The 19,649-nt window shown below is 49.1% G+C and carries 17 protein-coding genes; 13 read left to right on the plus strand and 4 right to left on the minus strand.

What is annotated here, in order from left to right:
• The first annotated feature begins 24 nt into the window (after positions 1-24).
• The 8 genes from KK083_RS10590 (at position 25) to KK083_RS10625 (ending at position 11,067) form a co-directional block, all read left to right on the plus strand.
• Positions 25-3,195, plus strand: coding sequence for an efflux RND transporter permease subunit (locus KK083_RS10590; protein WP_254163196.1), 3,171 nt, complete (start codon positions 25-27; stop codon positions 3,193-3,195).
• A 228-nt stretch (positions 3,196-3,423) separates the two neighbouring features.
• Positions 3,424-3,999 (plus strand): helix-turn-helix domain-containing protein, encoded by a 576-nt coding sequence (locus KK083_RS10595; protein ID WP_254163197.1) that lies wholly within the window; start codon positions 3,424-3,426, stop codon positions 3,997-3,999.
• A gap of 331 nt (positions 4,000-4,330) precedes the next feature.
• Positions 4,331-4,591 (plus strand): heavy-metal-associated domain-containing protein, encoded by a 261-nt coding sequence (locus KK083_RS10600; RefSeq protein WP_254163198.1) that lies wholly within the window; start codon positions 4,331-4,333, stop codon positions 4,589-4,591.
• Between the two features lie 50 nt (positions 4,592-4,641).
• Positions 4,642-5,721, plus strand: coding sequence for a DUF2652 domain-containing protein (locus KK083_RS10605; RefSeq protein WP_254163199.1), 1,080 nt, complete (start codon positions 4,642-4,644; stop codon positions 5,719-5,721).
• Positions 5,722-5,789: 68 nt separating this feature from the next.
• Positions 5,790-6,443 carry a hypothetical protein gene (locus KK083_RS10610; protein WP_254163200.1) on the plus strand — a complete coding sequence of 218 codons (654 nt, stop codon included), beginning with the start codon at positions 5,790-5,792 and terminating at the stop codon, positions 6,441-6,443.
• A gap of 661 nt (positions 6,444-7,104) precedes the next feature.
• On the plus strand, positions 7,105-7,509 hold the full coding sequence (locus tag KK083_RS10615) for an ABC transporter permease (protein ID WP_254163201.1): 405 nt from the start codon (positions 7,105-7,107) through the stop codon (positions 7,507-7,509).
• Positions 7,510-7,543: 34 nt separating this feature from the next.
• Positions 7,544-9,505, plus strand: a complete 1,962-nt coding sequence (locus tag KK083_RS10620) for an FtsX-like permease family protein (RefSeq protein WP_254163202.1) — start codon at positions 7,544-7,546, stop codon at positions 9,503-9,505.
• Between the two features lie 74 nt (positions 9,506-9,579).
• Positions 9,580-11,067, plus strand: a complete 1,488-nt coding sequence (locus KK083_RS10625; protein ID WP_254163203.1) for a serine hydrolase — start codon at positions 9,580-9,582, stop codon at positions 11,065-11,067.
• Positions 11,068-11,093: 26 nt separating this feature from the next.
• On the opposite strand, the gene KK083_RS10630 is transcribed toward KK083_RS10625, so the two are convergent.
• The gene (locus KK083_RS10630; protein WP_254163204.1) at positions 11,094-11,843 is read right to left on the minus strand and encodes an alpha/beta hydrolase; all 750 of its coding nucleotides are present in this window, start codon (positions 11,841-11,843) and stop codon (positions 11,094-11,096) included.
• 190 nt (positions 11,844-12,033) lie between these two features.
• Between KK083_RS10630 and KK083_RS10635 the strand changes: the two genes are divergently transcribed.
• The 5 genes from KK083_RS10635 (at position 12,034) to KK083_RS10655 (ending at position 16,492) form a co-directional block, all read left to right on the plus strand.
• The gene (locus KK083_RS10635; protein ID WP_254163205.1) at positions 12,034-13,800 is read left to right on the plus strand and encodes a glycoside hydrolase family 32 protein; all 1,767 of its coding nucleotides are present in this window, start codon (positions 12,034-12,036) and stop codon (positions 13,798-13,800) included.
• A gap of 99 nt (positions 13,801-13,899) precedes the next feature.
• Positions 13,900-14,307: a DoxX family protein gene (locus tag KK083_RS10640; RefSeq protein WP_254163206.1), complete on the plus strand. Its 408-nt coding sequence runs from the start codon at positions 13,900-13,902 to the stop codon at positions 14,305-14,307.
• 2 nt (positions 14,308-14,309) lie between these two features.
• Complete coding sequence (locus KK083_RS10645) at positions 14,310-15,233, plus strand: helix-turn-helix domain-containing protein (protein WP_254163207.1); 924 nt, start codon at positions 14,310-14,312, stop codon at positions 15,231-15,233.
• 46 nt (positions 15,234-15,279) lie between these two features.
• Positions 15,280-15,804, plus strand: coding sequence for an SRPBCC family protein (locus tag KK083_RS10650; protein ID WP_254163208.1), 525 nt, complete (start codon positions 15,280-15,282; stop codon positions 15,802-15,804).
• 160 nt (positions 15,805-15,964) lie between these two features.
• Positions 15,965-16,492 (plus strand): hypothetical protein, encoded by a 528-nt coding sequence (locus tag KK083_RS10655; RefSeq protein ID WP_254163209.1) that lies wholly within the window; start codon positions 15,965-15,967, stop codon positions 16,490-16,492.
• Between the two features lie 32 nt (positions 16,493-16,524).
• On the opposite strand, the gene KK083_RS10660 is transcribed toward KK083_RS10655, so the two are convergent.
• From KK083_RS10660 to KK083_RS10670, 3 genes are all read right to left on the minus strand, one after another.
• Complete coding sequence (locus KK083_RS10660) at positions 16,525-17,589, minus strand: DUF4919 domain-containing protein (RefSeq protein ID WP_254163210.1); 1,065 nt, start codon at positions 17,587-17,589, stop codon at positions 16,525-16,527.
• Between the two features lie 206 nt (positions 17,590-17,795).
• The gene (locus KK083_RS10665) at positions 17,796-18,650 is read right to left on the minus strand and encodes an RNA polymerase sigma factor (protein WP_254163211.1); all 855 of its coding nucleotides are present in this window, start codon (positions 18,648-18,650) and stop codon (positions 17,796-17,798) included.
• A gap of 67 nt (positions 18,651-18,717) precedes the next feature.
• Positions 18,718-19,521 carry an SDR family NAD(P)-dependent oxidoreductase gene (locus tag KK083_RS10670; RefSeq protein ID WP_254163212.1) on the minus strand — a complete coding sequence of 268 codons (804 nt, stop codon included), beginning with the start codon at positions 19,519-19,521 and terminating at the stop codon, positions 18,718-18,720.
• Positions 19,522-19,649: the final 128 nt, after the last annotated feature.

A 19,649-nucleotide genomic window follows, 5' to 3' on the forward strand; every position in this document is an offset into this window, starting at 1 on the left:
AGAAATTTTAAAATCCGGTCATTTATGAACTTAACTGAAATATCGATCAGAAGGCCCTCGGTCATCATTGTGATCTTCGCCGTACTCATGCTGGGTGGCGCATACTGTTACACCACGTTGCGCTACGAGCTGTTGCCGCCCATGGAAGTGCCCACGCTGGTGATCACCACACCGTATCCCGGCGCGGCGCCAACGGAAGTGGAGCAATCTGTAACGAAGAAGATCGAAGACGTGGTGTCGGGCCTCGATGGTGTAAAGAGTATATTGGCGCAATCGTACGAAGGCGTGTCGGTCATCATCGCGGAATTTACAGTGGGCACCGACACTGATACCAAACAGCAGGACGCGCAACGGGCTATCAACAATATCCAGAACACGTTGCCTGAAGATGCAGAGACTCCCTCCATTACCAAAGTATCGCCCAGCGATCAGCCGATCATCGATCTGATGGTGGTGGCAGACCTGAGCGCGCGTGAATCGTTCGACCTGGTGAAGAACGAAATCCTTCCCCAGATCCAGCAGATCGAAGGCATCGGTGAGACACGCCTGCTGGGTGGCCAGGAACGCGAGATCAAAGTGAATGTAGACAAGGATAAGCTCGCGCATTACAACCTGTCACTCTCGCAGGTTACACAGGCCATCAATTCGGCCAACCTCGATTTTCCTACCGGTAAAGTGAAAGACCGCAACGACCAGATCACGGTGAGGCTTGCGGGAAAGTTCGAGTCGATATCAGCCATAGAAAACCTGATCATTACCACCGGGGGAAGCAGCCCCGTGCGTGTAGCCGATGTGGCAGACGTAGTTGACGGCACCAAAGACCAGGCATCCATCAGCCGTTTCAATGGCCAGGAAGGCATCGCCATCAGCATCAAAAAACAAAGCAAGGCCAACGCCGTGAAGATCAGCGAAGAGCTTCGGAAGAAGATCACCTCCATCGAAAAGAAGTATGCAGACAACGGCTTGAAGATCATCATCGCCGACGATACTTCTGAGTTTACACTGGAAGCTGCCGACGCCGTAACACACGACCTGGTGATTGCCGTGATCCTGGTGGCTGCCGTAATGCTGTTATTCTTGCACAGCATCCGTGATTCGCTCATTGTACTGGTGGCCATCCCTGCTTCGCTGCTCTCGACATTCATTGCCATGTATCTGTTCGGTTATTCGCTCAATCTGATGACGCTGCTGGCGATGTCGCTCGTGATCGGCATTCTTGTAGACGACTCTATTGTGGTGCTCGAAAATATTCACCGCCACCTTCACATGGGCAAAGACAAGATCAGGGCAACGCTCGATGGACGGAAAGAGATCGGCTTCTCGGCCATGGCCATCACCATGGTTGACGTAGTGGTGTTCCTGCCCATCGCGCTCATCGACACCATCATCGGCGACGTGCTCAGGCAATACTCCGTAACCATCGTGGTCTCTACACTCATGAGCCTGTTCGTCTGCTACACCATCACACCCTGGCTTGCCTCCCGCTTCGGAAGGGTAACACACCTTGATGAGAAGAAAGCGTTGCATCGTCCGCTGATTGCATTTGAATCATGGGTGAACCGGCTCACCACCTGGTACACAGGCCAGCTGCGATGGACCCTCCGTCACAAGCTGATCACTACCATAGCCGTGATCTGTGCTTTCATAGCAACCATCGCTGTAATGAAGATGGGAATCCTGGGGCAGGAAATGGTGGCCTCTGGCGATCGTGGAAAATTGCTGCTGAAGCTGGAGTACGATAAACGCACATCGCTCACGGAGAATAATATCCGCACGCTTTCCATTGAAAATTATTTACGTTCGCAACCCGAAGTCAGGACCGTATTCTCAAACGTAGGTGGTGCCAGTACATCAGGCGTGGTTGCCACCATTGGAAGCGAGAACAAAACAGAGCTTACGGTAGGCCTGGTGGATGTGGATGAAAGAACACTGACCACCGGCGAGTTCATGATCCGCATCCGCAAAGAGCTTGAATCGGCTTATCCCGGCCTGGAAGTGAACTCAACCGTGATCGGCATCACCAAGTCAGAAGAGCCGATCCAGATCGTGCTCAACAGCGAGCACAAAGGAGACCTGGCGAAAGCTACACGGCAGCTGGAGACGCTGATCAAGAGTATTCCCGGCGCCAACGATGTTTCGGTGAGCGTGGAAGATGGCAACCCAGAGCTAACGATCGGGCTCGACCGCGAAAAGATGGCGCAGCTCGGATTAACGGTAGGGCAGGTGGGCGAGACCCTGCAGAACGCCTATGCCGGAAATACAGACGCCCAATACCGTGTGGGCAACAATGAGTACGACATCAATGTAAGGCTGGATGAGTTCGACCGGAACAATCCTGCCGACGTTGAGAACATCAGCTTCATCAACAACAAAGGCGAGCGCATCGCGCTCACACAATTTGCCAGCGTGCAGCAGAGCAGTGGCCCCTCCATGCTAGAACGCAAGAACCGGAGAACATCGGTAACGATCAAAAGCAACGTGCTGGGCATCACTTCGGGCACACTGGCGGAAAACATCAACAAAAAGATCGCGACTGAACCCCTTCCGACTACGGTAGACATGAACTGGACCGGAGACATTGAACGGCAGGCCGATTCCTTCAGCGCACTAGGCCTGGCGTTGGCGGCGGCCATCCTGCTGGTGTACCTCGTGATGGTGGTGCTTTACGACAGCTTCATCTACCCGTTTGTGGTGCTGTTCTCGGTGCCGGTAGCCCTCATCGGCGCACTCATAGCGTTGAACCTCGCCATGAGCACGCTCAGCATCTTCACCATGCTTGGTGTGATCATGCTGATCGGGCTGGTGCTGAAGAACGGCATCCTCATTGTGGATTTCACCAACCAGCGAAAGCTTGACGGCCTCAGCACCTTCGACGCGCTGATCGATGCAGGGCAATCACGCCTGCGCCCGATCCTGATGACAACCATCGCGATGGTGATCGGTATGCTTCCCATAGCCTTGGCGGATGGTGCCGGTGCCGAATGGAAGAACGGACTGGCCATTGTCATGATCGGAGGCCTGCTTTCTTCTCTGATGCTCACCGTGTTTGTTGTACCGATGGTCTACTACATCGTAGATCGCCTGAAAGACAAACTGAATAACCTGAAGCGAACAAGGCAAGCTTCCGTTGAAGAGATTCTCGATCCTTCGCCTGTGCTGCAACCGGTTCGTTCGGACAACGAAACAATATTATAACAGAAGGCCTGACGGGACAGGGCATAGAAGGCCTCGCAGACAAAACTGCGGGGCCTTTTTGGCGTGTATAGATCGATCTGTCAATCAATCAGTTATCAGGCACTGTTAGCCGGGATGGAACGGTTTGGGCAGCCACCTTGTCTTTATGGTGGTAATTCCAGTAATTATATAAGAGATTTTAGCAATTGTATAATCCGGATAACCGCCGAATTCTCAACTTGCATCACTATGCTAACGCTTCACATCAAGAACATGGTCTGCAACCGCTGCGTGATGGTAGTCAGGCAGGAGCTGGAGCGCCAGGGGCTTCATCCTCAGAAGATCTCGCTCGGTGAAGTTGTGCTTGAAGAAAATGAGCTGAGCGATGCACAGCAGGATAAACTGGATGCTGCCCTGGTGAGTCACGGCTTCGAGCGCATCGACGACCGCAAGGCCAGGCTCATCGAAACGGTCAAGAACAAGATCATTCAGCAGATCCATCACACCAACAAGGTTGACCTGAAACTGAACTGGTCAACGTACCTTGCCGAAGAGATGCACTACGAGTACAACTATCTCAGCAACCTGTTCTCCAGTGTTGAAGGCATCACCCTCGAGCAATACATCATCCGCCAGAAAATAGAACGCGTAAAAGAATTGCTGTTCTATGACGAGCTAAGCCTCAGCGAGATTGCCGACAAGCTTGGGTACAGCAGCGTGGCCCACCTCTCCGCACAGTTCAAAAAAATAACCGGTTTTACTCCTTCCGAGATGAAAAAATCCAGGGAGATCGAGAGAAACAGAAAGCCACTGGATTCGGTTTAAATGCAGAACGCAAAGGCCGCAGAGAAGGCGCAAAGACCGCAAAGATTTTTTTTAACCGCGGAGAATGCGGAGGAGACGCAGCGGCAAAGACATTTATACCTTACAGGAAAGAACCTTCGGGACTTCTGAAACCCGTCACCCTGACTGACGACCGTGTGTCGGCCTGCAGGAACGAAGTATCCCCTGATCGCTTACTGCATACTTAAGAAGTACCTCCTCCGTATGAGGGATGCTCAAAAATTCTTTGCGCCCTTTGCGCTTCATTGCGGTCTTTGCGTGAACTGCATTTTGTCGCTTGCAAATCGCTGCCCGTTTTATAAATTAGGCAACTATGCAGACCCTGAAACAAACGTACCTGGTAGAAGGCATGACCTGCGCCGGTTGTGAACGAACGGTGCAGAAAGTGATCGCCAACATCGAGGGTGTTGCTTCTTCGAGGGTTGATCTTGCATCGGCAACGGTTTTTGTCGAATACGATCCATCGAAAGTCAACATCGAGAACATCCGCGCAGCCGTGAACAAGGTGGGATATAAATTTGTGGGCGAGAGACCTTCCGGCGGGCAAAGGGAAGGAAGTGACGAAGCCGTATAAAAAGCTTGCTTCGAACAAGCTTGTCGCTCAAATTAGAAGTAAATTGCTCCATGCAGGACAAGGGATTACTGTTTATACCTGACATCAGCGGCTTTACCCGCTTTGTGAACGAAACCGATATTGCACACAGCCGTCTGATCATCCAGGAGCTGCTGGAGACCATCATCAACTCCAACGAGATAGGTCTCGAGGTATCGGAAGTTGAAGGTGACGCCGTACTGTTCTATAAATTCTGCAACCCTCCCAGCCTCAGCGAGCTTTTTGCCCAGATCGAAAAAACATTCTGCTCCTTCCACCAGAGCCTCACCTCTTACGAGCTCCGCCGTTATTGCCAGTGCAACGCCTGCATGTCGGCGGTGAACCTTTCGCTGAAGATCATCACACACTACGGCGAGTTCAGCACGTATTCGGTCAAAAATTTCCGCAAGCTCATCGGCAAGGATATCATCGTAGCCCATCAGCTGCTGAAGAACGACATCGACCAGCATGAATACTGGCTGGTGACCACCAACATGCTGGATCAGAAGACGCCGGAGTCGCTTGCCCAATGGATGAAATGGGTAGAGAGCTCCAAGAAAACAGACTCGGGCGAGATCCAGTTCATGTACACGCAGCTGGGTGAGCTCAGGGGCCAGGTGAAAGCTTTGCCTCCTCCCGCCATCGATCTGTCGAAAATGCTCAAGGTGGCATCGGCCTCTCACGAGTATGACACCGGCCTGATCAGGCTGTTCCATGCCGCCGGAGATTTTAACCATCGCCACCAGTGGATGGAGGGCGTGATCAGGGTCGAGGAAGTGGGCCATTTCCTTCCCAGGGTTGGCATGCGCTGCCGTTGCGTATTCAAAGACCGGGAAGTGATCACCACGGCCAGCAGCTACCGCTACAGCACCGAGAGGATCGAATTCAGCGAGACGGAAGAAGGAAGCGGTAACACCACCAATTTCATCCTGGAGAAGCTCGACAACGGCAAGGCCAGGTGCACCCTGACCTATTACCTGAAGAAAAATGTTTTTTCATACACCGTTTTTTTAACGGGCAAGGCCAAAGTCAAAGAACGTTCTTTCCAGCACTCTTTAAAGAATATTGAAAGTGTGCTTCCGCAGATCCAGCTTCCGCCCGGGGTGGAGTAGGGTGAAGCATCTGTTTACCTTGTTACCGTAAAGGGGTTTCCTGAATAAAAGGGACCAACAAAATATAGATGAGAATACCGGCCTTGCTTCTTTTACTCACAGCATTGATTGGCTGCAGTGATAAAAATCCTGAAACAACAACGCATGCCGCAGCCCTCACCGTCATCGATGCAAGATTCCCGCTCAACCTCGGCACCTTTGATCTTAACCAGGGTAACATCGTACAACTGAACGATGGGATCGTATCCGGGATAATGAATACCGTTCAGGATTATTACACCCATGACTGCCTGGGCGACAGCCTGCACACTTACATGGACACGTATATCCGCACCCTTCGTTTACACGATAGCCTGACCACCACTTTTGTGATCTTATTAAAGCATTATCCCTCTGATGAAGTGACCAGTAAGGTGCTGTTTTACGATAACGGGAAAAAAGAGTTCATCGCCGACCCACTGGATTTTAAGATCTACGCCTTGTTCGAGTTCAAGGACGGTGCGTTTACACCGACAAGTTTAAAAACCAGCTTTAACATCGATGGACCGGAAATTCAGTTGGTGGATTTTGATAACGATGGTATCCATGATCTGAAGTTCACCAGGTTATTCCACAATGGAACTTTTAACGCCATTCATGAGTCCATCCTCACCCTTAAAAATTCCCGTGTCGATACGCTTCATTTTGAAGAAAGATCACTCCTGAAAAATGTCTCTGAATAAGAATTCCTACGGCCGGTAAGACTCTCCCTTCGACAGACCGGGGAAAGGTTTTCCATTTTTGTGTAACAGAGATCTCCTGACAAAATCAAGGCTCCCGCCTGGAGCAGGAGCCTTGGCTAATCCCTTTCCTTACTATGAAATATTTTCCAATTCAGGTCGTGAAGGTTCTGATCTTGCGATCGCTCCTCGAGAGTTAGCAATATGCGGTGATAAAAAAGTGTTCCTGCACCTCACGACTGCCGTTCGTATGGAACGCGGTAATCAACATTAATGGTTCGTCGGCATGCTGTTTGTCCGCATCAACTGAGCGTTTCAGATAAACAACCTGCATATGATTCGGAAGCTTAAATCAGGCGAGTACCGGATATACTCGAGGAAGAAAAATTCAAAAACCGGCAAGCGCAGAAACCTCGGTACCTTTAAAAGCAAAGCTGCTGCGCAAAAGCACGAACGTGCGATCCAATACTTTAAACATCATTAACGAGGTAAGATCGTTGGGCGTACGGCTAAAACTCAAAGCACCACCTTTACCCTAAGGTACGCAGGCTGCAATCGATCATAATATTGTAAAAAATTGTCACCACCGGTGCTGGTCCGCTATCATCTGCTTAGCTTTAGTAATATTCTATTCAGTCGTTATTCACCAAAAATCAATGCAGCCATGATCTCCAGCTACTTTAAAACGGCCAGGCGCGTGATCACACGCAACAGGGTATTTTCACTCATCAATATCATCGGTCTTGCAGCCAGCATGTCTGTGGGACTATTATTCATCTCCATTCTCACCGATGTTCTGAAGTATGACCGGTTCCACGAAAAGAAAGACAGAACGGTACGCGTGATCACCAACCATCGCGACAGCCAGAACGAGGTGAAGCTGGCAACGTCATCCTTTGCCCTGGCGCAGGAGATCCGGGATGATGTTCCGGAAGCGGAGACCGTTACAACGGTGGGTTATGGCTTTGGCGGTGATTTTATGTTTGAGAACAAGGTTCAGCCGTTGAAAGGATTTTGGGCGCAACCTTCATTCTTCGACGTCTTTAGTTTTTCCATTGCTGCAGGGTGATGCGTCAACGGCGCTGCGTGAACCGAATTCGGTGGTGATCACAGAATCTGCCGCATTGCGGATCTTTGGTACTACAGACGTTCTTGGAAGGAGCCTGGCCAAAGGTAGCGCTGAACCAGCTAACAATACGGAGTTCATTATTACCGGCGTGATGCGCGGTGTTCCGAAATTTTCGCATATGCAATTCGAAGCGCTGGCATCCTTTTCAACGCAAGATCTGAATGGTTCTGAGCTGAACAGCTGGACGAATGTCTGGGGGAACTATACTTATGTAGTGATGCGTGAAGGTGTGAACACCCGCCAAATCGAGGAAGCGCTTCAGGGGATCGCGGAAAAACGAAACGTAGCCTCCAACAACGACAATCGCCAGGTAATTTCATTCGGCGTGCAGCCTTTGACGAAGATCGTATTTTTCGGACCGCGGCTGGATAACCAGATCGGCTTATCGATGCCAACAAGGTTTCTTTGGCTGATCTCAGGCTTATCGATCATTGTACTGATAACAGCCTGTTTCAACTACACCAATCTTTCAGTAGCCCGGGCCTCTACACGCATGCGCGAGGTGGGCATCCGCAAGGTGATTGGCGCAAAGCGAAGCCAGGTCATGGCCCAGTTCATAGCCGAGTCTACAGTGATCTCGCTGATGGCATTGTTATTCGCATTCGTGATCTTCACGCTGATCAGGTCACAGTTCCTGTCGCTGACACCAAACCTCAGCCGTTTGTTCGATCTCGCGCTGACCCCGGCACACATCGCACTCTTTGTGGTCTTTGCCGTTGCCACGGGATTGTTCAGCGGGTTGGTTCCTGGGATGTTCTTCTCGAAAGTTAACGCCGCCTATGTACTGCGTGGTACCGGATGGAAAGGGTCTGCGCGCATGGGCGTGCGAAAAGCGCTGATCGTTGTGCAGTATGTTTTTGCATTGGCGTTCATCACGTCTACCGTGATCCTGTACAAGCAGTATCGTGACTTCGTGAGCTTCGACCTGGGTTTTAACACAAACAACATTGTGAACATTGCGCTCAGGGGAAACAAGGCTGATGTGCTTGAATCGAAGCTGGCGGCGCTTCCTGAAGTGAAAGAAACATCGCGCTCGTTTATGATCACCAGCACCGGAAATAATTACTACACACATGTGAAGGGCGCGGATCCAAATGACTCGTTGCGTGCCTGGTACAACAAGATCGACGAGCATTACCTGGATCTGTTTGATTTCAGATTGATAGCAGGTCGCAACATTGCGGGCCGGGTGGAAGGCGCGCCGGAACGTGAGGTGATCGTGAACAGAACATTGATCCGGCAGCTGCAGATCGCTGGCGGTGATCCTCGCAAGGCGATAGGCGAAACGGTGACGATCGATGGCAACGAGCTTACGATCGTAGGTGTGACGGAAGATTTTCATTACAGCACGCTCGACAGACAGATCGGTCCGTTCGTTTTCCGGCAACTGGATCGCGCTAAGATCCTCAACGTGCGCATTGCGTCAGCTGATCTTCAGGCCACGATGGCAAAGCTCGAAAAGGTCTGGCGCACCATTGATGACGCCCATCCCATGGAAGCGGAGCTTTATAACCATCAGATCGAATCGGCCTACCGTGAATATTCATCCATCGGAAAAGTTGTCGGGTTCCTGGCGTTCCTCACCGTGATAATATGTTCGCTCGGACTTTTGGGAATGGTGATCTTTGCTGCCGAAACCCGCATGAAAGAAATGAGCATCCGCCGGGTGATGGGCGCTCCAGCATGGAACGTAACCTACCTGCTGAGTCGAAACTTCCTGCTGCTGTTATCGCTCTCCGCGGCCATCGCTATTCCGTTAACTTGGGTATTCTTTACAAAAGTGGTGCTGGTGAACGTGGTCTATCACAACCCCATCACCTTCGCTGAGCTTTTCACTGGTGCCTTTGTGGTTGCCGCCATCGCCCTGGCCATGGTAACATCGCAGGGTTTGCGTGTGGCCAGGAAAAATCCCGCGGAGGTGTTACGAAGCGAATGAGTTAAACGATCGCGGAAGCGTATTTTTCTGTATTTTTATTCTATCTCTTTTTATCAACTGCGATACCCACTGTTATGAAATCCCTCGTCCCTTCCATCCTTCTGATGATCTTGCTGTCGGCCTGCAGCGGGTCCGTTACCGAAACGGCTCCCGAGCCTGCGCTCACAAAGAAGTTAAATGCCTATCTCATCGAAACAGCAGACCAGCTGAATCTTGCGGGACTGACCGTAGCCATCACCCGAAACGACTCGGTGATCTATACCGGCGCGTTCGGGTATCGCAACATTGAAACCAAAGAGCCGATGACCCCGCGTAACGTTTTTCATTGGGCATCGGTTTCGAAAACTTTTGTGGCAACGGCCATCATGCAGCTGTGGGAGCAAAAGAAGATCAACCTCGACGAAAAGCTCATCACTTATCTTCCTTACTTCAAGCAGCAGGATGCATTTTATAAAGACATCACCATCCGGCAGATGCTGAACCACACGTCTGGCATCGGCGATGTAGACGATTACGAATGGCACAATCCACAGTACGACTCGGGTGCGCTTGAACGTTTTGTGAGACGCATCGCCAACGACAAGATGCTGTTTGCTCCCGGAACGGATATGCAGTACAGCAACACGGCCTTCGAAACGCTGGGGGACGTGATCGCTAAAATATCAGGGATGTCGTTTGAGACCTATGTACGCAAAAACATTCTGACACCGCTCGGAATGAACACCACCAGCTTTTTGTACCCGGAAATACCAGACTCACTTCGCGTGAGCGGACATCAATGGGCGGGCATGCCGGTGGTAAGCAAACATTATCCCTACAACCGCATGCATGGCCCCAGCAGCACCCTCAACTCGAACGTGCTGGAGATGACCCACTATGCCTTCGCTCACCTGAATCGAGGCGTATATAAAAACACGCGCATCCTTGCCGACTCTACTTATGACCTTTGGTGGAAGAACTCCGTAAACCTGGAAGGTAAATCACAGATCGGCATTGCCTGGTGGCTGGGCGAGCGCAACGGCGTGAAAACGGTGGGGCACTCTGGTGGAGATACCGGCTTCCGCAGCTACTTCATGCTTGTGCCCGAAAAAGATCTCTCCATTATGCTGGTGGCCAACGACGAGCTGTTGCGTACCTATGATCTTGCGGCTGCTCTGTTAGACATCACCATGGGTATCGAACCACTGCCAGGAAGGCGGCAGATCGGGTTCAAATTTGCAGAAGTAATGAAGGTAGAGGGCATTGACAAAGCAAAAGCATTTTTCAACAAGACAAAAGAAGACACCGTTCAACGAAAGTTCTACCTCTGGAAAGAAGATGAAGCCGCGTTTGCCTATCCGGGATACCTGTACATGGAACACGAGATGTACCCGGAAGCAATTGAAATGTTCAAGTTCAACCTCGAGCAATTCCCAAACTCAGCCTGGGCATATTCTCATCTGGCAACAGGCGTTGCGAGGTCGGGAGATAAAACACTCGCAAAACAATATTATAAAAAGGCGATCGAGCTGTTGCCCGAAGAGCAGTCTTTTAAGGACGAATTGAAGAAGCTTGGAAAATAAAGAAGACTACAGTCCCTCGTACCAGCTTAAAATATGATCCGCCACTTTTTCCCATCCAGGTTCTCCGCAGATGAGTGACTTTTGTCTTCGAAGATTTTTACATCAACACGGCTGTTCTTATCCTTGTAACTGCCGGCGATGGTTTGGGTTAGCGTATGTGGGAAAATATGATCCTTTCCGCCGCCGATGAACAACAACGGCACATGGGGCTTCTTAAAATCTATATTGGCAAATGAGTTCAGCACCAGCTGCCGGCTTACCTTATAACTTTCAGGCACGGCAACGACTTCAAATGCTTTTGCTCTTTCTGCTTCTGGCAACGTGTTGAAAAAAGCTTTATCGTACCACTCACGCGTACCCATGAAATAATCCTTTCCCGAGAGGAAACCAAAGGCAGGCAGCACGATCTTTACCGTTGAAAAAGGAGGAAATATATTTTTTGGAGGAGCACCGTCGATGCTCACGGCTGCTGTCGCTTTGCCCAGCTCCACCAGTTTTTGCACAGCCATGCCTGCCATGGAGTGGCCGATCACGAGCGGTTTCTCAGGCAGCGAATCGATCAGTCTGACGATGTTCATGACCACATCTGTAAAACCTGTTTTGACAAGATCAGGATGTACCTGTGCTCTTAGTGCAGCAGGGTTGCCTTCATGTCCCGGGTTGGCGGGTGTATGAACGGTGTAGCCCTTCTGTTCATAGTAGCGTTTCCATGCTGCCCAGCTCGTGTTGTTTACGAAATTTCCATGAATGAGAACGATGGTTTTTGGCTTTGCCATAAATGATGAGTGTTGGGGTTTAAAGAGATCTTACGGTGGTACTTCAATATAAGCGCATTTTGACTTTTAACTATCCGCCGGCTGCATAATTCTTTTCTATTGCTTCTTCGGATACGTTTTCGGAAACGCCTCAGGTCATCTGGCGAAAAGAATCGAATTATCGTAGATTGGTATTGATAAGATAAAACTTATGAGATACCTGTTCATTGCGTTATGCAGCATCGGTCTGACGGTTCAAAGTTTTGGACAACTTTCCGAAAGCAAAAAAATAAAGATCAAAAAAGGACAGCAGTACCTGAACTTCCCGGTGAACCAGGCAGCGCCCTCTGTAAAAGCTTCCATTATGCTGGATGGCAAGACGCTGGATCAGTTCACCATCAACCTTGCCAATGGTAATCCTCAATTCTGGGCTTACTTTGATGTGTCCGAATACCAGGGCAAAACATTGGTAATTGAAATCGAAAATAAACGTGACGGCTCGCGGGTTGAATCGGACGTGAGCACAACTGCTAAAGGATTAGCGCTGATCTTTGCCGATGTCACCTACCCGGGGCAGGACAGTGTTTACAGGGAGAAAGGCAGGCCGCAGGTACACTTCTCGGCGCAACGTGGATGGCTGAACGATCCGAACGGACTTCTTTACGAGGATGGAGAATATCACCTGTACTTTCAACACAACCCCTACGGATGGCCGTGGGGAAATATGCACTGGGGTCATGCCGTGAGCACCGACCTGCTCCATTGGAAACAATTGAAGGAAGCAATTTATCCCGTAATAAAAGAAGGAGTCACAGATGATGCCGCATTTTCGGGTACCGCAGTCGTTGACCCCGAAAACACAGCAGGCTTCCGGAAGAATGGCGTTGATCCCATCATTGCCGTGTACACCAGCACGGGGCGGGGAGAGTGCCTTCAGCTGAGCTACGACAAAGGCAGAACCTTCACCGATTATGAAGGCAATCCTGTTTTAAAACATCAGGGCGAAGGCCGCGACCCGAAAGTATTTTGGTATGACCTAGATAAGCACTGGGTGATGGTGGTATGGGACGCCGGCATGCCGAAGAAACTGAGCAACGGCGACCAGGCCATGGTGCGTGAGCATTCGATCTATACATCGCCTGATCTCAAACGCTGGACGTATCAGTCGGGTGTAGCAGGTTTCTTCGAATGTCCCGATCTTTTTGAGCTGCCTGTGGAAGGAAAATCAGGCGTGAAGAAGTGGGTGATGTACGATGCATCCGGTAAATATGTGGTGGGTGATTTTGATGGAAAGAAATTTAACATCGAGCAACATCTCACGCGGTATGAGCATGGCGGCGGATATTTTTATGCGGCACAAACTTTCAACAACGCGCCGAATGGAAGAAGGGTCCAGATCGGTTGGGGACGCGACATCACACATCCAGGCATGCCGTTTAACCAGGCCATGTTGTTTCCCACAGCCCTCACGTTAAGAATGACTACAGATGGATACAGACTGTGCCCTACACCGGTGAACGAGATCAATTCGCTGCACAAGAACAGCAAGGTGCTGGAAAACCGTGTGGTTACCGCGGGCGAAAATGTCAGCCTGCCCGTAAACCCGGACACGCCCCTGCACGTGATCGCCGAGTTTGAAAGAGGTGATGCGCCTATCGTATTCAGGATGCTCGGTTACGAAATGCGGTTTGATAATGAATGGATCTTTTCCACCACGCCACTTCAAGGTTCGGATCAACGGGATACGCAGCCTGTGATGTATGCGCCGAAGTCGGATCTTTTTAAGATCGAAGTTATTGCAGACAAAAACATACTGGAGTTTTTCATCAACGATGGCGAGCTTTACTATGTGGTGCCCTTCAACGGCAAAAAAACCGGAAAGATCGAAGCGGTGGCATCAAGAGACGTGAGCCGCAAGTTTATCGTTAAACGGCTCGAGGTTCATGAGCTCAACCCGGTCTGGACCAATGGCCGGTAAACGGACGATACTCATATGCAATCCGCGTTCATCGCATAACAATTTTTGATTAGGAGGAAGGCGCGGACATTAATTACCTTTATCACAACATTCTGTATCATGAACGCTTCTTTTTCAGATTCCCTATCCAACCGTGGCCTTGCTATTGTGAGGATCATCGTTGGTCTGCTGTTGGTCTATCATGGTCTCGAAGTGTTTAATGCCGAATTAATGAAGGGCTATACGGAGTGGGATAAGTTCAAGGGCCAGGCCGCTGCGTTCAAAGTGTATGCGGGAAAGTCGGCTGAGTTAGTGACGGGTGTGCTTCTTTGCCTTGGCCTGATCACCCGTGTTTGTGGCGTGCTCATCATCGGGACTTTTTCATATATCACTTTTTTTGTGGGCAACGGCAGGTTCTGGTATGAAGACCAGCATCCCTTCATGTTCGCGCTGTTCGGCTTACTGTTTCTTTTCACAGGCCCGGGAGCGTGGAGTCTGGACAGGATACTGTTTAAGAAAAAGAATTAAGAATGATCGTTCGGCATCAACTACCGGAAGTTAAACTTACGGGCGTACAGGATATCACTCCCGCTTATGCCGATCATTATCTCTTTACGGACTCTTTGCCTGCATCCTTCCGGTATCCGGAACATTTTACAGCGCTGGGCATCGTGGCCATGCTGAAGGGCAAAGGTGAATTCAAGATCAATGACGAAACCGCTGCGCTTGATGAAAATGCCTTCCTCATTGTAAACCGGGGGAGCAGGTTGTCATTCGCGCTGCAGGGATCTGACAATATTCCGGTGCTGTTGTATTTTAATACGATACTTTGTGATCTGTTAATCCGTGCCATTTTTTACCGCGATGTGCCTGCCGATGCGGAGCGTGACATTGAAACGTATGATTTTTCGTTGCTGGAGCATATCCATTTTCAGCATGCCACTTTAAAGAACCATTTACCGTGGCTGATCAACCTGGGCTCAAGCTGCTCGTCGTTCCATGCGCTGAAGGCCGACATGCTGCTACGCAATTTGCTCGACAACATCATCGCCGAAAATTATGCCGCTGTCACGGTGTCAAAGAACCTGGATGTGGTAAAACAATCGACGCGTAAAACGCTGTACAAACGCCTTACCGTGGCCAAACAATGGATGGAGGCAAACTGTGCTGCGGCGTTCACCATCGATCACGTTGCCGACATTGCCATGCTGAACACGCACCATTTTTTACGGCTCTTCAAAAAAGCTTTCCGGACAACGCCGCATCAATACCTGATCGACCTTCGTATTAAGCGGGCCAGCAACCTGCTGATCGCTACTGACAGCCCGGTGTCAGAGATCTGCCAGGATGTAGGTTTCGAAAGCCTTTCTTCCTTCAGCACTTTGTTTAAAGTCCGGTGTGGCATGTCACCCACGCAGTTTCGTGAGCTGAACCGCGCGCAGGTGGAAAAATAAAATTGTCAATTTTCGAGAAGCAACCATCCGGGCTGCTCCGTTAATTTTGCTGAAGAAAAAAAACAACATCTATGGAAAGCAAGACTGGAGCAAATTCAAATTAAGGGTGAACATTGGTGCCAAAGCAATGGATGCCTACGCACGCTGGATCACCTCAGCAGCATTGGAATCATGGTTCCTGCGCAAAGCCATTTTCAAAGATCCGCAAGGGAACGTACGCGGAAAACATGAGCCTGTGAAACCCGGCGACACATATGAATGGTACTGGCACGGCTACCCCGACACCATTTCAGAAAAAGGAAAAGTGCTGCACGCCAACGGTGAGAATAAGTTCGGCTTTACTTTTTCGATGGGTTGTCCTGTGACGATCTCCCTATACACGGAAGCTGGCGAAACCATTGTTGAGCTTGTTGAAAGCGATCTGCCCATCGACGAAAGTACTGCGCTGAAACACTTTGTGGGCGACTCGCGGGGATGGATCTTTTACCTGGTGAACCTGAAGTCGGTGCTTGAAGGTGGCCTTGATCTGAGAAATAAAAAAGAGGAGATCACGAATGTGATTACGTCTTAGTCGAAAGAGCCATCAGTCCATGCTGTGAATGAACTGCACTGCATAAAATACAACACGCCGATGGCTTTATGTCAGCCCATGAAGGTAGTCCATCTGTCAGACTTTCATTTTTCATGATGAAGTTATAGTATTGACTACATCGCCAAAACAAAGCGTTCTTATGAATTTCAAATTCACGACCCTTCTTTTGATCGTTTCATGCAGCCTTGGCTATGCACAAGGTTCCGGCAACAATCCATTCAAAAAGTTCATTGGAGAATGGACTTTGAAAGCTGATGACTGGACCCAAAACTGGGGGCAAGGTATGGAGCATATCAAGATCCCCCATCATCACACAGTTTGCAAACCGCTCAATACCGATAACAGCCTTCTCGCAGTGATCGATGGCACACCACCTTTTGGACATATCTTCTGGACATACAACCCGGTGAAAAAGGAAGTACATCATTTATCAAGTTTTGGTGAGATCAGGTGCGGCGTGGGCAAGGGAACAGTGAACGACAATGGCGATGTTACTTTAAAAGTATCATTTGAAGGTGAAGCCGAGGGAACGTATCGCATCTATACTTATAAGTGGATCTCTGAAAACGAATACGAGCTGAGATCAACGCAATACGACAATAAAGATAAACCAACAGGACTTTTCTACGGCGGAAACTTTATCCGGATCAATGCAGGCAAGAAATAGCCGGATTTGGCGTATGATCCTTCACTGATTCACTATTTCTTAAACGATTCGCTCATCTTTTTAAAGAGCAACGTTACATCAAAGAAAAGCCCTTCTTTTTTTCCATCGCGGTCTTCGATGCTGAGCTCATCTGCCCTGGCTCCGTTGCACGTCACTAAAGATTGCATGCCGGTGCTGTAAAGTCCGAGGTAGCCAATGAGGCCGTACTCATCAGTAGTGGTGAGTGTTACATAAGGTTTGTCGCACGTACCATCACCTGTGAAGATCATGGCCTCGTACAATCGCTGGGCGCGGCGCTGGTAAAGATCTGCAATTTCATTTTCTCCCTTACGGCGATGTGCGTACATTAATTCACGGTACACCGAGGCATTTACCGGGTTTTTCTTCAACAGCTCCTGCCCTTGCGCAAGCGTTTTGTCGTAGTCACCAGCTTTGTTAGACTTATAAAGATCGCCGGAGGCATTCGAGTATGGGCTATAGTTGTTCGTCTTTGCATAACCCAGACAGAGAAGATAAGTTTCCCATTCGCTTAGCAGATCATCTTCCAAAAATCGTTTGAGCAGCTTTTCATACGCATAAGGGCTTTCAGTGTTCGTGGTCATCATCTGCAAAGAATCGAAGTTGGATATCACCGAATATTTGATGCCGTGATCGATCTTTCTGCGCATGGACCTGCCGATGCTTCGAAGGTGGGTGGTTTCCTCGATCTGCTGCATGTTTTTTGTCAGCACGTCTACCTTGCCCTGAAGTGTTTTATTGTCCGGTTCCAGGTTGAGTGCGCGTTCATATAAGTACAGCGCCGTTTTCATATCCTGATGTACCTTCAGCAGATAGTCGCCGAAGTCAGACCAGATAGCAGCGTTGGTAGAATCGATCTTCAGTGCCTTGTCATAAAACCTCCACGCCTCTTCCGCCTCTTTGAAGTCGAATGCTCCAACAATATTGGCATGCCGCCAGTGTGGCTCCGCACTGTAGGGATGGTCCTCGAGGTCTTTTTCATAGCGCTTGTTTTCCGCTTTCGAGATCTTATCGTTCTTTTTATAATTGTCTTTTTGTGAAAACCCGTATATGGGAATCAGCAGGCCGAACAAGATCATCAAAGGGGTGGTCAATCGGAGGCGAAGCATAGATTGGTGCGTAAACCTGTTTAAAGTACGAGTTTGCTCCAAATTTATTGCTTTTTATTAGCAGGAAAATCTTACAGGCATGCGTTGACGTGGGTGGAATGTGACTCCTTGCAGTCTGAACACAGTGACCATCATCTGAGGCAGTTTGAGAGGTAGTGAGATGCAAGCCCATTTTTCTATGTTTTATCTTCACTCCGGTCAAAAAAATCAATTTCTCCAATGGCCGTTCTAAGACACCTCATGATTTCCTCGTGGAAGTCGGTGCCGGCAGCGTTCAACGGGTCTATTGCCTTTGCCAGTAGCGTACGCAACTCAAAAAGTTGTTCGCGATTATATTTTTTTGAAGCTTTTACCAGTTCCAGCTTCATCAGCTCTTCCTGCTGATTTTGTTTAGGATTGAAGATCTCATTGATATGACTGCACTGGTGGCAAACCCCATTCTGGTTGACTAACGCACACCGGTGTTCAAAAATATCGGTCATCGTATTTTTGGCATCATTCAATAAGTGCTTTATAACGCCTTCGGTTTTATCGAGGATAAGACAAATTTCTTTTACCTGGAAGTCATAAATATTTCTCAGGATCAGTGCGACCTGCTTTTCTATTGGTAAAGTTTTTGAAATACAGGTGAAACAGTAGTCTATATGCTCTCTCATTTCGTAAGCGCCTGCAGGAGAAGTATCATGAACCATCCAAAAAACTTTTCTGATCTCCTCCGAACCTATGGCTAAGTTTGCCGCCCGATCCTGTGCATCGGTCTGCCATCTTTTTGATTTCCGCAAATGATCATAGGCAAGGTTTGTGGCTATCTTGAATACCCAGGTTTTCAGAGAAGATTCCTGATTAAAAGTGGATATTTTAGTGTAGGCCTTGATAAAGGTATCATGCGCCAGATCATTTACATCGTTTCGATCGGTTAGCAAACGGTACAGATAAGATTTCAGTTGATTTTGAAATTCTGCAAACAGTGTTTGGAACGCGTTGATGTCTCCGGCCAAAGCCGACTGAAGTATTTTTTCTCTTTCCATCATTAAATTCATTACAAGATAAAACGAAGGTTGCAAGCTTCAGCCGGAAGATTGCAACCTGCGCTTTGTATTACAAAATATTCAACTTACCACAATCCACATCTACAACATGACTATTGAAAGCCTGCCCGGTTTCAGAAGCAAGGAACGCTGCTGTTTCACCCACTTGTTTCAATGTCGGGCTTGTTTTTAATATGTCGAAAGCTTTGTACTGTGCCACCAGCTGTTCAACAGGCATTCCGTACTGTTGTGCAGCGGCCTCGATCCATCCTGATATTCTTTTTGTCTCCATGAGCGCACCAGGACAAATACAGATCACTTTTATACCGTCTCCGCCCCATTCGGCTGCCATCACCCGTGTTAATCCTTCAATGGCTGCACTGGCAGCTGTGATGCCTGCCACATTAGAAAGCTTGGATCTTGACAATGCAGCAGTTAAAAGTAAAATGGTTCCCCCGGATTGAGTTTGTATCATGTGCTTCGCGGCTATCCGCGAGGTAAGAAACTGCGAGCCACATATCTTTTCAATCGGGGCCATAAATTGTCCAAAGGTAGCCATGGTTGTAGGAGGGCGCCCACCCATTTCACTGTAGCTGGCACCGATACCATTGAACACAACATCGAGCTTGCCATTGTCTGCAACTACCTTTTTTAAGAAGGTGTCAATTTCGGTTTCATTCAATGCATCTACTTTGGCGGCTTCCACATTTCCACCATTGGCTTTGATCTCCTGCGTCAATGCCTTTATGGCTTCCGGATTTCGGGCGGTAACATACACCTTTGCACCGTGCTGAGAAAATGATCGGGCAACTGCCCCCGCAATATCTCCCGATGCGGCAAATACGACGGCTACTTTGTCTTTCAGATTTTTCATTTTGTTAAAATTTGTCTTTTGACGGTTGAGCCTCGCCAAACGATCGGGATTTTTGAAAAAAAGAAAGAAAAATTTAAGAGAAGCCGAGCCAGAAAGATCACAAACCGGTCAATTTAGCTGCTTAAAAT

The organism is Chryseosolibacter histidinae (genome assembly GCF_018598225.1).
In the GTDB taxonomy this organism is placed as follows: Bacteria; Bacteroidota; Bacteroidia; order Cytophagales; family Cyclobacteriaceae; genus Chryseosolibacter; species Chryseosolibacter histidini.

What these genes read in the sequence shown, in the direction of transcription:
- KK083_RS10590 (WP_254163196.1), top strand. Translation starts at nt 25, where the DNA reads ATGAACTTAACTGAAATATCGATCAGAAGGCCCTCGGTCATCATTGTG.
- KK083_RS10595 (WP_254163197.1), top strand. Translation starts at nt 3,424, where the DNA reads ATGCTAACGCTTCACATCAAGAACATGGTCTGCAACCGCTGCGTGATG.
- KK083_RS10600 (WP_254163198.1), top strand. Translation starts at nt 4,331, where the DNA reads ATGCAGACCCTGAAACAAACGTACCTGGTAGAAGGCATGACCTGCGCC.
- KK083_RS10605 (WP_254163199.1), top strand. Translation starts at nt 4,642, where the DNA reads ATGCAGGACAAGGGATTACTGTTTATACCTGACATCAGCGGCTTTACC.
- KK083_RS10610 (WP_254163200.1), top strand. Translation starts at nt 5,790, where the DNA reads ATGAGAATACCGGCCTTGCTTCTTTTACTCACAGCATTGATTGGCTGC.
- KK083_RS10615 (WP_254163201.1), top strand. Translation starts at nt 7,105, where the DNA reads ATGATCTCCAGCTACTTTAAAACGGCCAGGCGCGTGATCACACGCAAC.
- KK083_RS10625 (WP_254163203.1), top strand. Translation starts at nt 9,580, where the DNA reads ATGAAATCCCTCGTCCCTTCCATCCTTCTGATGATCTTGCTGTCGGCC.
- KK083_RS10630 (WP_254163204.1), bottom strand. Translation starts at nt 11,843, where the DNA reads ATGGCAAAGCCAAAAACCATCGTTCTCATTCATGGAAATTTCGTAAAC.
- KK083_RS10635 (WP_254163205.1), top strand. Translation starts at nt 12,034, where the DNA reads ATGAGATACCTGTTCATTGCGTTATGCAGCATCGGTCTGACGGTTCAA.
- KK083_RS10640 (WP_254163206.1), top strand. Translation starts at nt 13,900, where the DNA reads ATGAACGCTTCTTTTTCAGATTCCCTATCCAACCGTGGCCTTGCTATT.
- KK083_RS10645 (WP_254163207.1), top strand. Translation starts at nt 14,310, where the DNA reads ATGATCGTTCGGCATCAACTACCGGAAGTTAAACTTACGGGCGTACAG.
- KK083_RS10655 (WP_254163209.1), top strand. Translation starts at nt 15,965, where the DNA reads ATGAATTTCAAATTCACGACCCTTCTTTTGATCGTTTCATGCAGCCTT.
- KK083_RS10660 (WP_254163210.1), bottom strand. Translation starts at nt 17,589, where the DNA reads ATGATCTTGTTCGGCCTGCTGATTCCCATATACGGGTTTTCACAAAAA.
- KK083_RS10665 (WP_254163211.1), bottom strand. Translation starts at nt 18,650, where the DNA reads ATGATGGAAAGAGAAAAAATACTTCAGTCGGCTTTGGCCGGAGACATC.
- KK083_RS10670 (WP_254163212.1), bottom strand. Translation starts at nt 19,521, where the DNA reads ATGAAAAATCTGAAAGACAAAGTAGCCGTCGTATTTGCCGCATCGGGA.